The 14,021-nt window shown below is 38.2% G+C and carries 10 protein-coding genes and 1 pseudogene; 8 read left to right on the forward strand and 3 right to left on the reverse strand.

All coding sequences use genetic code 11. The annotated features are described in order from the left end of the window. The first annotated feature begins 10 nt into the window (after nt 1-10). The 6 genes and pseudogenes from F5613_RS06580 to F5613_RS06605 all read left to right on the forward strand — a co-directional run bounded on the left by F5613_RS06580 (nt 11) and on the right by F5613_RS06605 (nt 4,687). Nucleotides 11-550, forward strand: coding sequence for a hypothetical protein (locus tag F5613_RS06580; protein ID WP_179399170.1), 540 nt, complete (start codon nt 11-13; stop codon nt 548-550). 74 nt (nt 551-624) lie between these two features. Beyond that, the gene (locus tag F5613_RS06585) at nt 625-1,725 is read left to right on the forward strand and encodes a hypothetical protein (RefSeq protein ID WP_246303366.1); all 1,101 of its coding nucleotides are present in this window, start codon (nt 625-627) and stop codon (nt 1,723-1,725) included. 261 nt (nt 1,726-1,986) lie between these two features. Beyond that, nucleotides 1,987-2,475, forward strand: a pseudogene (locus F5613_RS06590) (LemA family protein). Between the two features lie 17 nt (nt 2,476-2,492). Then, complete coding sequence (locus F5613_RS06595) at nt 2,493-3,560, forward strand: TPM domain-containing protein (protein ID WP_179399171.1); 1,068 nt, start codon at nt 2,493-2,495, stop codon at nt 3,558-3,560. A 146-nt stretch (nt 3,561-3,706) separates the two neighbouring features. After that, entirely contained in the window at nt 3,707-3,970 is a 264-nt protein-coding gene (locus F5613_RS06600) for a DUF805 domain-containing protein (protein ID WP_317171227.1), read from the forward strand. Nucleotides 3,971-4,183: 213 nt separating this feature from the next. Beyond that, nucleotides 4,184-4,687 (forward strand): leucine-rich repeat domain-containing protein, encoded by a 504-nt coding sequence (locus tag F5613_RS06605; protein WP_179399173.1) that lies wholly within the window; start codon nt 4,184-4,186, stop codon nt 4,685-4,687. Between the two features lie 268 nt (nt 4,688-4,955). On the opposite strand, the gene F5613_RS06610 is transcribed toward F5613_RS06605, so the two are convergent. Then, nucleotides 4,956-5,924 carry an IS30 family transposase gene (locus tag F5613_RS06610; RefSeq protein ID WP_179399174.1) on the reverse strand — a complete coding sequence of 323 codons (969 nt, stop codon included), beginning with the start codon at nt 5,922-5,924 and terminating at the stop codon, nt 4,956-4,958. 189 nt (nt 5,925-6,113) lie between these two features. On the opposite strand from F5613_RS06610, the gene F5613_RS06615 reads away from it, so the two are divergent. Further along, nucleotides 6,114-9,125, forward strand: a complete 3,012-nt coding sequence (locus F5613_RS06615) for a response regulator (protein WP_218858891.1) — start codon at nt 6,114-6,116, stop codon at nt 9,123-9,125. Nucleotides 9,126-9,633: 508 nt separating this feature from the next. Further along, nucleotides 9,634-11,355, forward strand: coding sequence for an ISL3 family transposase (locus F5613_RS06620; protein WP_179399175.1), 1,722 nt, complete (start codon nt 9,634-9,636; stop codon nt 11,353-11,355). Between the two features lie 421 nt (nt 11,356-11,776). Here F5613_RS06620 and ltrA read toward each other — a convergent pair whose 3' ends face one another. Further along, on the reverse strand, nt 11,777-13,033 hold the full coding sequence (gene ltrA / locus F5613_RS06625) for a group II intron reverse transcriptase/maturase (protein ID WP_179399176.1): 1,257 nt from the start codon (nt 13,031-13,033) through the stop codon (nt 11,777-11,779). Between the two features lie 221 nt (nt 13,034-13,254). Continuing rightward, nucleotides 13,255-13,584 (reverse strand): hypothetical protein, encoded by a 330-nt coding sequence (locus F5613_RS06630; protein ID WP_179399177.1) that lies wholly within the window; start codon nt 13,582-13,584, stop codon nt 13,255-13,257. Nucleotides 13,585-14,021 lie beyond the last annotated feature (437 nt).

Below are 14,021 nucleotides of genomic sequence, written 5' to 3' on the forward strand. Positions count from 1 at the left end.
GTTAATCAAAATGAAAAAAACAATTCTCTTTACATTCATCGTTGCAGGATTAATCCTTGGCGGATGCAGCAGCAGCAATTCACAGCCTAAATTGAAAGACATGAGCGAAATTGAAAAATTAACCAAAGAACAATTTGCCGAGGAAACAGCAGCAATCAATGTGCATGTAGTCCAGGAAATGGGAAAACTGCTTGACAAACACAGCAAAATAGATGCAAATTTCGAAAAAGACATCGATGCATTGCATAAAAGCTCGGTGAGGCAGATGGTTGAGTATGGTAAAGTACTTGATAAGAAAGATGAAAAAACACGAGTAGACTATGTAATGGCCAGTTTAACCGCCTCATGGGATGCGATGGATAAATTGGGCACCGAGGTTACAGAAGGTTTTGAGGCAAAGTTTGACGCAAGACTCCCTGAACTTGAAGCCTATGGTGTCAATAACTTAGAGCGAAAATTTGACGATTTGTTTGCTATCATGAACTTTCTGGATTTCGAAAGAATAAAAGAGGAGCGCCCCGAAAGTGCAAAGGAATTTGGGATAAAATAATACAGAGATGATATAATGCAGGGACGCAAATTTTTACGTCTCTGCATTATCAAGCATTCAAAAATCAAGAAATCATGAACGAAACCATGACTGAAACAAAACAACCTATAACCGATGCTTTGCAGACAAAATGCAAAGCGTGTGGTGGCATAATGCAGTACTCACCTGCCGATGAAGATTTGAAATGCGTTTATTGTGGATACATCTCAGGATTGGATCTTACAGCAGCCGAAATAAAGGAAAACGATTTCAACCATTGGAAAGACCGTGCCGAAGAAAATAGTGAAGGACAAACAGTAGAAGTTACCGAAATAAAGTGCCGGCAATGTGGCGCCAATACTACATTGGCTCCCAATATTTCGGCAGCAAAATGCGTGTTTTGTTCTACGCCTCTTATATTAAACGAAGCATCCATAAAGCGTTTTTGGCAACCGGAATATCTGCTTCCGTTTAAAATAACGGAAAAAGAAAGCGGTGCCAACTTCACAAAATGGCTGGGAAAGAAATGGTTTCTGCCATCGGAGCTAAAAAAAGGAGGAGTGGACAATGAGATGTTCAAAGGTGTATATCTACCATTTTGGACGTATGATGCTGAGACTTATACTGAATATAGAGGGGAACGTGGCGAAGACCGTACTGAAACTTCTCGCAACAACAAAGGAGAAGAAGTTCGTCGCACTGTTACAGATTGGTATCCTGCGCGGGGAGATGTATCAGTATCTTTTGATGATGTAGTAGTTCCCGCGGCAAAAACACTTCCACCCAAAATTATGAACCAGCTAACCAACTGGGACATGACGAACTGTGTGGCCTATCGGCAGGAGTTTATGGCGGGGTTTATCACCGAAATTTATCAAATTGATTTCAGAGAAGGAGTGAATAGAGCCAAAGAGAAAATGGATAATGTGATTGATAGTACTATCCGCTCTGACATTGGAGGCAACAAACAAAAGGTTAGCAGTAAAAACACACAATACAACGACTTGATGTTCAAACTGCTACTGTTGCCGGTCTGGATCAGTGCCTTTAAATTCAACGGTAAACTCTATCAATTTGTTGTCAACGGACGCACAGGGCAGGTTATTGGTGAATATCCAAAAGATAAAACCAAGATTATATTGTTGATAGCTGCAATAATAGCTGTTATATCAGTTTTAATAATGCTTTTAAAATAATTGTGTAGAAAGGTTTTAGGGAGCAGAAATAGGAATATTAAACAATAGTGATTTTCATGGTTTTCATCATCTTAATTTCTATAACTCTGCTTCCAACCTTCTCTATTTGTGATTGATTATTGCTAACTGCCGATGGCTAAAACTATTCAAATGGGAAAAAGATATTTCATATGGTTCTTATTCTTCTTATCAATGCTAATTATTATTCCATTCTTTTGGAGCACCAATAACAAGCTAATTAAGAAAGAAGAAAATATTATGATGGCTTGGGCGCAAGTAGAAAATCAATATCAGAGGCGTTCGGACCTGATTTTGAACCTAGCAGAAACAGTGAAAGGTTACTCTACCCATGAACAAGATGCCTTTGGGTAAATAATTGAGGCAAGAGCAAATGCTACAAAAACAAACATAAACATTGATAAGCTAAACACTGAAGGTTTACAAGAATATGATGTAAAACAATCAGAATTAACCCATGCATTTGCAAGATTAATTATGGTTGTAGAAAGCTACCCAGATCTGAAGGCTAATGAAAACTTTATTATGCTACAGGGACAAATTGAAGGGACCGAAAATAGGATTTCGTTTGAACGAAAGCGATTTAATGAATCGGTAAAAAGTTATAATACCTATCGGCGACGATTTCCAAGGAATATTGCTGCTCTTATTTTAGATTTTCGAAAATATGATTATTTCGAAGCCATTCCTGAAAGTGATACTAAGCCAAATGTAAATTTCAATAAACAATAACTAAATAATAAGCAAACATGAAACGTGTGAAAATAAAGTATTTGACAATAGGAGTTATGCTACTGCTTAATTTAGTTGCGCATGCACAAGTTCAATACACGGTGAGGGAGGTGCCAAATGTGCAAACAAGAGACGCAGAACAGTTTGTCTCTGATCCTGAGCGAGTATTAGAATATAATGACAGGGAGGCACTGAACGAAAAACTATTTGAGATAAGAGAATCATTAGATGTTCAGACGGCAATTGTCGTAATTCCTGATATTGATGAGCAATACACTTCTGCAAAAGAATTTGCAACAGAATTATTCGGCTATTGGGGGCTAGGCGTTCAAAATTCAGACAACGGATTGCTTATCTTGCTCCTGACAGCTGATGGAAAAAGAGAAATTGTATTTGAAACGGGTTACGGAATAGAAAACACATTGAGTGATGGCACATCAAAACTGATTCAAGCTCAAAAAATGATACCGTTTCTGAAGGAAGATGCCTATGGAGAAGGACTGATTGCGGGGGTGGATGAGATAGAAAAAGTTCTTAAGGGAACTTCTGAACTTATAAAAGAACCCATTGACGCAAAAAGCATGACTTTGCCAATTATCATCTGGATGGTATTAGGTGTAGGAGCATTAGCTTTTAATGAGAGCAGAAAGAAAAAGAAAGTTTCTGAAGAATCTTCACCCTATTTAGATGCCATCAAGCAGAAATCAGCTGGTGGATTGGGATGTTTGCTTGCCGTATTATTTTTTCCTGTATTTATCCTATTCAGACTTTTCAAGGGTGGTGCCAAGAATGCAAAGATTGATTGTCAGAGTTGCAAATCAACTGGCACTGTCAGCTTGAAAAAGGGAGAACCCATAATCAAGCAACAGGCAATACCTGGACAGGATGGCATGAAAGAGTATGAGTTCGTTTGTTCTAAATGTGGATTTGTGCATAAGGAGTTGGTTCCTTATAAATATGTGAAACCACAAACAGAATCTACAAACAGCGGAAATAATACCACTTACCGAAGCGGTAATTTTACTAAGGGAGGTTCGTGGGGAGGAGGAAAAAGTGGAGGCGGCGGAGCATCCACTAAGTTTTAAAATTGAACTATTTACTAATTTAAAAAACAAAAATTATGAACACAAATTCGATTATTGAAAATTTCAAAGAGATTGTAACTAACAAGTATGCACAATTTACGGGCAGAGCTAATAAAACAGAGTTTTGGTAGTATATCCTTGTTTACATTATTGTTAGTGTAGTATTATCTATGTTTATAAATATCCTGGGTGGAGTAAAACTGCTTAAGATGTTATTTATGATTATTCAGGGATTATTCGCTTTAGCTTTATTGATACCTTCAATTGCAGTTGGAGTACGCCGTATGCACGATATTGGCAAAGGTGGAGGATGGATTCTGGTAAATATGATTCCACTTATTGGATCTATATGGTTTATTCTATTGGCTATCAAAGATAGTGAGCCAGGTCCGAATAGATTTGATAAATAATATAAATTTACTTTTATGAAAAAGAAGAGTATAACTAGGTATTACATAATAGTGGCTATTCTTTCAGTGTTGGTAATGTCTTGAAGAGGTGGCACTTCATCTGAGAAATCTAAAAACCCACAAATCACCATTACAACAGAAGTAGAGGTTGGCACACTATTTTCGTTTTATTTTGAGCGGAGCGCCAATGATACCGCAGCCATTTGGGTTGATTTGAATAATGATAAAGTTCAGGATGAAGGGGAACTGATTTATCCCGATGAGCTAACAGAATTTAAAGGAATCTTAGATGCCAATACCTTCACCATTTATGGTGATGTAAGCTATATTAACTTGAATGTGAAGAAAATAACCAATTCGGATATTTCAAAATGCCCAAACCTAAAGGAGTTACAAGCAACTAGTAATAAACTTATATCCATAGACTTAACAAAGAATGTTCAGTTAACCGATTTGCAAATAGCAAATAATGAGTTGACAGAATTGGATTTGAGTAATAATGCAGAGCTAAAAGAACTTTGGATTGATAGTAATAAAATCAAAACGATTAAAGCAAAGAAATTCAATCAATTAAGAAGAATTATTTGTCAAGATAATGAAATCAGTGCAAAATCGATGATTGAACTTTTCAAAGCAGTACAACACGTTGAAAAACCCGGAGGTGCTGTAGCAGAAGTGAGTTATGACACCGAAGAAGATTTGAATGAGGTGCCGTAAGAAGCGGTGGATATTGCTAAAAGCAAAAACTGGCGACTTATAAAAACTACAAGAGAGGGTGAAATAGAGTATTAGCCATATGAAAGTCATTGTAAATAGAACAGAGGTTGAACTCTTCAGCGGCGCAAAAGTCGCTGATGCAGTTCGAGCATATTATGTTCGTCGAAAGCTCAAAATTCCAAATCCATTACCTCCTGTTGAGGATCGATACGGAAACAGTGTAGCCCACGATGGCAGGCTGTCAGAGGGGAACAGATTAAGAGTTCAATTAAAAAAATAGAAAAATGAAAAATAATTGATTAAACATAAACATTGGCGATTCGTATTTGAATCTTTTTCTGGGTCGATTATTGAGTTGATATTCCACAAAATTAATATAATCTGTAGGAATACAATCAAAATCAACTTTTTTCGGTATATATTGCCTGACGAGGCGATTAAAATTTTCGTTCGAACCTCTTTGCCAGCTTGCATATGGTTTAGCAAAGAAGAAATCGATATTTAAATGTTTGGCTACCAATTCATGAGCGGCAAACTCTTTCCCGTTGTCAGATGTGATTGTTTTAAGGAAAGGTTTCCATTCCATCAAACAATCAATGGTAGCCGTTGCAAGTTGCTGAGCATCTTTTCCATCTAATTTATGAAGTTTTCCGAATCCGGTAGCTCTGTCATTGATGGTTAAGATAGCGCCTTTGTGATTTTTACCTATAATCAGGTCAATTTCTAAATCACCAAAGCGTTCGCGCAGTTCAACTTCAGGCGGTCTTTGAGAGATGTCTGTGCGATTGGGGATTATACCCCGTTTATCGTAAATCACACTTCGCTTTTTATAGCGACGTCCTCTGTTTCTAAGATCAAGATACAGCGTTCCTTTTTTTCGCTTATCTTGCCAAATAAACTGATAGATTCGCTCGTGTGACACACATTTATCCCCGTTCTTTTTGGCAACACCTGCAATTTGTTCAGGACTGTGTTTTAGACGCAATCTATCTCTGACATATTCCTCTACTTCAGGTGTGAAGGTTCTGGTTTTAGCTTTATACTCCTGACGCTTCAGGTATTTACGATGGGCTAAATCATCTCTGTAAACGCCGGATCGGGCATCTGCATTGCGCCGGATCTCCCGACTGACAACTGATTTATCTTTTTTAATAACAAGGGCTATTTCTTTTTGATTATAGCCGTTTTGCAATATCGATGCAATAGTATATCTTTGTTCCCTGGTTAAATGACTCATAAATGTGAACTTTAGGCGGAGAACAATTATAGTCATTTTTTCCATCGGAGCAAAAGGGGGGGGGAGTCTTTCCTCCCTGGCTCTGAAAAAATAATCTATACTATCCTGCCGTCAAAGTTGCATTTACTAATTGAATTTACAAATGTAATATATGGATGGAATTTTAAATGAAAAAGTAATAATCTGTTCATGAATAGAATAAACGCGCAAGTAAACAATATCTTTGAGAAAAGGAGGAAAAACTATTTACCTGGTTTACTACTCCCTAAAATATTTCAATACAGAGAAAAAACAAGACCAAATACCTGTTTGTTTGCTATGAAAATTAGGATTAATAGATATAAAGCACCAACCTCACTTGCTATACTTGTTGTGTTGCTGATAATTGGTTTTTTCTGCGATTGCTCAGATGCTCAAAAACAGTTGCAGCAAGCGGAAGCAAATCGAAAAGAGATTTCCGCCGTTTTATACAGAAACAGATACAGTGAAGATTCTCTGAAACTTTTGCTGAAACAATATATTGATGAGGAGAACGATTTTGCTGTAATGCTGGTTTATAAGCAGTTAGGTGTATTTATGCGTGAAAACTCGCGTTTCACCGAAGCAATAAATAATCATCAGGAAGAGTTGGCACTTGCTATGAAGCTCAATGATACCATCGAAATAGTGCAGGCATACAATAATCTGGGAACAGACTTCCGACGGATCGGCTCGCATGGCGAAGCATCAGATTATCATTATCAAGCATTGGATTATGCTGAAGCATATTCACAAGCACATGTGCCGGGAGTTGGAATGAAAAACAGAGTTGTTTCTCTAAATGGAATCGGAAACGTGAGCCTGACACTTGGATATTATGACCATGCTGAAAAATATTTCAGAATGGCGTTGGAAGATGAGCTGAAGCTGAAAAGCAATATAGGTCAGGCCATTAACTATGCCAATATTGGAGCAATTTTTGAAGAGCGGGGACAGTTAGACTCAGCACATGCCTATTATAATAAATCATTGGAGCATAATCGAATAGCCAAATCGGACATGGGAATTGGACTATGCCTTATTCATTTAGGCAAGCTTTATGAAAGAGAGCAAAAATATGAAAAAGCGAAAGATGAGTATATTCAGGCATACGACCTCATGCATCAAATATCCGACAGATGGCACTGGTTGGAAGCATGTATCTCAATTGCCAGAATTAATTTGTTAGACAATAATATTTCTGAATTCGAACACTATATCAGTCTTGCAGAGCAAACAGCAAATGAAATAAAATCGCCAGAACATTTGGCCGAAATATATTTGCTTAAGCACGACTTTGATGTGAGCACACAAGATTTCAAAAAAGCTCTTGAGCACTATCAATTGCAATCACTCATGCGAGACAGCGTGCAGGGATTGCAAAAAACTAATAGGTTTATAGACGTGCGCCTAAGTTACGAGCAAAACAAAAACATTAGGAACATTCAGAGAATTGAGGCGGAGAATAAATCCAAACAACGGTCGACGCATTTGACATTATATTTCACCTTGGCTCTGTCGCTTGTAGGAATTATCATCACAGCACTACTATATTATGCATATCGACAGCGCGTCAGGAGCAACAAAGCGTTAAAACAATTGGAGCAAACCAGAAGCGTTTTTTTCACAAATATCACACACGAATTTAGAACTCCACTAACCGTTATAAAGGGTTTTAATGACCTATTAATGAGCAGCAAACACTTATCCGAAAAAGAAAAGCATGTTTATAGATCAGCCATAGACAGACAAAGTAATTATTTGCTTAATCTCGTAAACCAACTTCTTGATATTGCCAAACTTAAATCGGGAAAAGAGGCTCCCAACTGGAAACGTGGCGACATAATTTCGTATCTTAGAATGTCGGCCGAAACATTTAAGCTTTTTGCAAAAGAGAAAGATGTAAACCTTATTTTTTATTCTGTGATAGAGTCACAAGAAATGGATTTCATTCCTTTCTATATCGATAAAATTATTGGCAATCTTTTATCAAATGCTATAAAACATACAAAAGAGGGAGATAAAATAGACTTTATAGTTGTCGAAGGACAACGCTCTGGAACCATCAAAATTAAAATTATGGATACTGGTGATGGAATACCTAAAAGTGACTTGAAACGTATATTTGAAATGTTTTATCAAAGCGAAAATAGTCAAAGCGAATCAGGTAGTGGCATTGGATTGGCATTTACAAAGATGATGGTGGAAAAGATGAAAGGAGAAATTGAGGTTGACAGTGAATTGGGCATAGGCTCATCTTTTATTGTGACTTTACCTATAAAGAACAACAGACTAACAAATATTGAGCCACTTCTTGAACAAAAGAGCTCTTTTTCACTTTTAAAGCTTAAACAAAGAGTTGGAGCCATAGATACCGACTTAGAAACTGATGACAACGAAGAAGATATTACAAAAGAGCAACCCATAATCTTGATTGTTGAGGATAACAAGGATGTGAGCACATATATAAAAACTATCCTAAGCGATAAATACAGAGTCTTAGTTGCCAGAAATGGCCAAGAGGGTCTTGAGTTAGCAAAAAATCATATTCCCGACTTAGTGGTTACAGACGTGATGATGCCCGTGATGGATGGCACACAGTTGTGTTGCGAAATGAAAGATAACATTATGCTCAATCATATTCCAATAATTATGCTTACGGCAAAGAGTAGCGACGAAGACCGTATAAAGGGCTTGAGATGCGGTGCCGAGGCATATATTAAGAAACCATTTGATACAGAGGAGCTGTTCATTACTATCCATAATATACTGGAAAGTCGCAAAACGCTGATTGAAAAATTTATGGAGTCTGCCAATAACATAACAACCGACACTGTTAATAGAGCAGAGAGTGAAGCAAATCTCAAATATCTACATACCATAACAGGTATTATTCTTACTGAAATTCAAAACCCTGATCTAAACACAGCCTATCTTGCTGAGAGAATGTCGGTGAGCACATCGCAGCTCAATCGAAAAATGAATGGTATAACGGGCAAGTCAACATTGTCTTATATTTTGCATGTGAAGCTAAACAAGGCAAAGAAGATGCTTCAGGAGACTTCTCTCCCTATGTCGGAAGTTGCTCATGAATGTGGATTTTATGATGCCAATTATTTTTCACGCATATTCAAAAAAGAATTTGGAATTTCCCCATCGCAATTTCAGAAGATACATGTTTAGCAATTAGCTTTTAGCTATTAGCCAACAGCTAAAAGCCAAAAGCCAACAGCCAATTAGCACATACAAAACACACATAATCAATATGATACCACAAACAAATGCACTAATTGTGCTAATTATTTAAACGTTAATGTGTGCTTTATGCTAATTTCTGCGTGATATTTACAGACATATATAATGGATTAATCTCAATTTTGCTGTACAAAAAGATCAATTAAAACCTTATTAATATGAAAGCAAAATTAGCCCTACTCCTGATTAGATAATCCGGAGCATATGCACCCGGTCCAGAAGGAAAAGGAAAGTCAAATAGGATCAAAAAGATTTGATTTATACAGCCATTCCGGCGCATATGGGTTCTTCGTCAAATTTGGTGCAAAATAACGGTTCTTAAACAACCAGTATAATTGACTTATTGTGTTGATATACAGGCAAATAAATAACAAAAAGCTAGTATAATAGAATTATTTTTATTATCTTTAAAGGTCTGACACTAAAGGATTTAAAGATGATTGACAACACTAGCCAACCCAAAGATAATAACTTTTTTATAAACAAACATTCGCTCCAAGCTATTTTTGGAATCCCAGGTGTTGTATTCTATGATTCCGTTATAAGTGATAATTTGATTCTTCTATCTGCCCGTCTTAAAGACAAGACAGCAAAATGTATCTGTTGCGGTAAAAGGAGTAAAAGTGTCCATTCATCCTATATGCGCAAATTAACAGATCTAGCTGTAGTTGGCAGAGCTGTTAAAATTATACTGAAAGTCAGAAAGTTTAGATGCCGTTACAGTAATTGCACTCAAACAGTTTTCTCTGAGCAACATCTGCCCTTAACGCGGAAACACTCACGACTGACAGATCGCACAAGTCACTTTTTGCAAAAACTGCTCATTGAGGTCTCTTCTCGTAAAGGTGAGTATATAAGTGAGCTCCTATCAATAAAGCAGAGCAGTTCTACCTGTCTTAGAATCGTTAAGTCTATAGAAATGCCCCATTTTCAGGAACTAACTACCATAGGCATAGATGACTGGGCATACAGGAAAGGCAAATCGTATGGTACTATTATTGTAAATGCGATTAATCACCGTCCCGTAGAACTACTAAAGAGTAGAGACAAGGAGGAGGTTGCAGATTGGCTTATAAGACATAACTCCATACTGTATGTAACCAGGGATCGATCAAGCAGCTACTCTAATGCTATAAAGTCTGGGGCATCCAAGGCGTCACAAATAGCAGACAGGTTTCATTTAGTGAAAAATCTGGGAGATCACATAGCACATGAAATACGAATGGAGTATAAAACCATTAAAAATAGTTGGTTGGCTCACAGGAAGAGTCTTTATAAAAGCAAAAAAAAAAACATCTGCTTAAGTAGTGGAGATAACGAAAATACCAGCGATTCACAATATAACAAACACACCAATAGTGTTAACCATAGAAAACAGGAGTTGTTTAACAGGATTCATGAGCTTAAAAACAACAACTACTCTCAAAGAGCAATTGCCAAGGCTTTAAACATTAGCCGTAATACTGTAAGATATTATTTTGAAATGGAAGAGTTGTTGCCACGAGCAACCATCTATTATAATAATTATGGAGATTTTATGGATCTGATTAAGGAGTGTTGTAATCAGGGGTTAAATGTAAGAAATATATTTGTGTCTCTGAAAAAACAGGGATTCAAGGGTAATCAAACATCTTTTTATCAGTGGTTCAACAGGCACTTCCCGGAATATCAGAATAAGAAAAGATTACCAGTAGCATTAAATACCTCTCCGATAGTTTATGAAGAAACTCGATTTAGCGGAATGTCACCCAACAGACTTGCTATACATTTAACAAATAGTGAATGGGGTGTTTCAAAGGAAACAGGCGAGTGTAGCAAGTCTCACATACTGGCAGAGGATATTATTAACTCCTCTATGTTATTAAAAAGCATGAGAGAGGTATACAACACTTTTAGAGAGGTTTTGAACAGTAAAGATGAACTTAGATTAGACCAATGGCTCGAGAAGTATAAGTCGACCCAAATACGGAGGATTAAAAGTTTTATAAATGGCATTATTCATGATTTGGAAGCAGTAAAAAACGCCATTAAATACCCTTGGAGTAATGGAGTTGTGGAGGGTCATGTAAACAGATTAAAAAACAAGAAAAGAGAGATGTATGGCAGGGCTGGATTTGAACTGTTAAGACGAAAGGTCGTGCTTTCCAACTTAGGATAACCTGCACCAAATTTGACGAAGAACCACTTTTGAACTGTTATTTATAGAGGCCGTAATGAAGAGATGCTTTATGCAGATTATATCGATGGCAAGAGATCCTATATGGATATAATCCCGGATCCCCTATAAAGCTCCAATCCGTCATTACAAGGATTCAAATACACATATTCCTGTATTCTAATTTTTCTCAAGCGATTATTAAAAAGATTAGTCGGTACATTTTTGTGAAAAAGTATATACTTTGTGGATCATTTATTATGAGTTTTAAAGTTGAAAGTCCTCAACATTTTTCAGGACGGGTCATAAACTTAAAAAATAGCGAAAACAGTCGAGTAGGCCTGAGCATTTCAGCTCAAGCCTCTCACAGAACCGTGCGTGACAGTCTCCCGTCACACGGCTCTTCTTATTCAGTCTTATAAGATTACCATTTACTGTTAGCTGTTGGAGTCACTCCCCACTGCCAGTGGTAAAAGAGTTTAGACTCTTTCCGGGAGATGTTTCCCAGCCAGTAGTAAGCCCGATAGGGTTTCCCCTTGAAGCGCTTGAACTTGGCTGTAACCCATCTGGCCAGATGTCTGTTTACTTCATCTAACAGGATTTTGAGTCGGGTAGGATAAAATTTACCATAATAAGTAATCCATCCCCGAAGCACCGGATTGATGCTTTTCGCCAGGGTTTCCAGCGATAGAAACAGTTGTTTCCTTGTTTTCCAGCTGCGCATCTTTTCACGGATGCGGTTGCAGGCCTTGTTGCTGATTGCCGGCAGAAAGCCTGTAAAGTTGATGCCATTTCTGCCTTTTGCCTTCCGGGGTCGGAAGGTGTAGCCAAGGAAATCGAAAGAGATTGTATCAAACTCTCCCTTTCTGCGGCTGTCTTTACAGTACACAATCTTTGTTTTGTCATCGTTCAACATCAGTTTACATTGAGCAAACCGTTGTTGAACAGCTACTTTCAGTGCTTCGGCCTGGGATTGGGTGGCGCAGTGACAGATGGTGTCGTCTGCATACCTTTCGAAGGGAATGTGCGGATAATACCTGCTCATCCACTTGTCGAAGGCATAATGCAGGAACAAATTGGCCAGCACAGGTCCAATTACGGACCCTTGCGGGACCCCTTTGTCCCGGTCGATTTTACTGCCATCCTGCAGTTCGTAGGGAACTTTGAGCCACCGTTCGATGTAAAGCAGCACCCATACACAATCGGTATGAAGTTTGACTGCTTTAATCAACAGTTCATGGTCAATAGAATCGAAGAACTTGCTGATGTCCATATCCAATACCCAGTTGTACTTCCAGCACCGCTCGCGTGCTTTGGCGATGGCATCGTGAGCAGAGCGGTTGGGCCGGTAGGCATAAGAATCCTCGTGAAAACAGGGTTCAATCTGTGGCTCCAGTATCATCACTGCTGCCATTTGAGCAATCCTGTCTCCTACCGTAGGTATACCTAACGGACGTTTATCTCCATTGGGTTTAGGTATTTCTACCAGTTTGACCGATGGAGGGAAGTAGCTTCCCGAACTCATGCGGTTCCAGATTTTGTAGAGATTGTCTTTGAGATTTTTCTCAAACTGCTCAATCGATACGCCGTCAATACCCGCACTTCCATGGTTTGCCTTGACTCGTTTGAAGGCCTCCATGATTAAAAACTTAGAAATCTCATGCGACTTTGCGTCTTTCATTTGCATCCTCCTGTTTTAATAGTTGTACATTTACTACGCTTGAATAAGCTGTTCCCTTGGCTCCATTTCCATTACAGAAACTTCATCGCTACTACGGAACAGTCCGCCCCTGCCTCCGGTCCTCGGTACGCTGGTTCTTGCAGGGCTTCTGCTTGAACTTCTCCCTTCACATCCCGGCGCAGGTTCCTGCGTTCCGTGAAAAAGCCTCTGTACAAGTCATGCTATCTTTGCACCGGATGCCACCCGGACCGTAAACAGGTTCCTTCCGGATTTATCCCGGGTCTGACAGAAAAGCCCCGGTTCTGACATCGTCTGAACAGTTTTCGATGCTTCATCAATAGTTCCCTTGCGGTCATCTCTTGTACAGTTACCTGACGATTTATATCGCCTTTTGGTGTATCGCTCACCACCTTGTCTCTTAAACAAAGCAGCATACACTGGTTTGTAACCATCTCCTGTAAGACGGTTACGAGGGGCCTGCCCTCATCTCTTTCACAGTTACAAACATTGCCGCCTGCAATGTTTTCACAGCACACTCTGTCATCCATCATTTATAGAGCTTAATAATCAGTTTATCAGTGTGTTAAAAAATGACAGATGCCTAAATCATCTATCATTTTATCTTTCATCTATCATGCCGCTAAAATCGACTCTTTAAATGTTTTAAATCCATTATGGTGTTGATATACAATTGAATACAAGAATAAAGAATGAGCGTTTAAGACCAATCATTTCCTAATTAGGATGGTGTAAATTACAATTACTATAACAGCATTTATCCCCAACACAAAAGGAAAGTAATCCAAATACAGCGAAGACGTATCATTTTGACTTATAATATCTAATCGTTGGACCATGGTTCAACGATATCTCAACCATGGTCCAACAATAAGTAGACCATGGTCCAACGAAAGATTGACCCAGGTCCAACGATTAGTTATTCGTATTGTTCGTAATTAATCTTCGTTTATATAATGGTTAAAGGTAA

This window comes from Macellibacteroides fermentans (assembly GCF_013409575.1).
GTDB classification, from domain to species: domain Bacteria; phylum Bacteroidota; class Bacteroidia; order Bacteroidales; family Tannerellaceae; genus Macellibacteroides; species Macellibacteroides fermentans.

Bases quoted from the DNA above. Each gene is read 5' to 3' on its own strand.
- F5613_RS06630 (WP_179399177.1), bottom strand. From the start codon at position 13,584: ATGATGGATGACAGAGTGTGCTGTGAAAACATTGCAGGCGGCAATGTT.
- F5613_RS06610 (WP_179399174.1), bottom strand. From the start codon at position 5,924: ATGAGTCATTTAACCAGGGAACAAAGATATACTATTGCATCGATATTG.
- F5613_RS06595 (WP_179399171.1), top strand. From the start codon at position 2,493: ATGAAACGTGTGAAAATAAAGTATTTGACAATAGGAGTTATGCTACTG.
- F5613_RS06580 (WP_179399170.1), top strand. From the start codon at position 11: ATGAAAAAAACAATTCTCTTTACATTCATCGTTGCAGGATTAATCCTT.
- F5613_RS06615 (WP_218858891.1), top strand. From the start codon at position 6,114: ATGAATAGAATAAACGCGCAAGTAAACAATATCTTTGAGAAAAGGAGG.
- F5613_RS06620 (WP_179399175.1), top strand. From the start codon at position 9,634: ATGATTGACAACACTAGCCAACCCAAAGATAATAACTTTTTTATAAAC.
- F5613_RS06585 (WP_246303366.1), top strand. From the start codon at position 625: ATGAACGAAACCATGACTGAAACAAAACAACCTATAACCGATGCTTTG.
- ltrA (WP_179399176.1), bottom strand. From the start codon at position 13,033: ATGAAAGACGCAAAGTCGCATGAGATTTCTAAGTTTTTAATCATGGAG.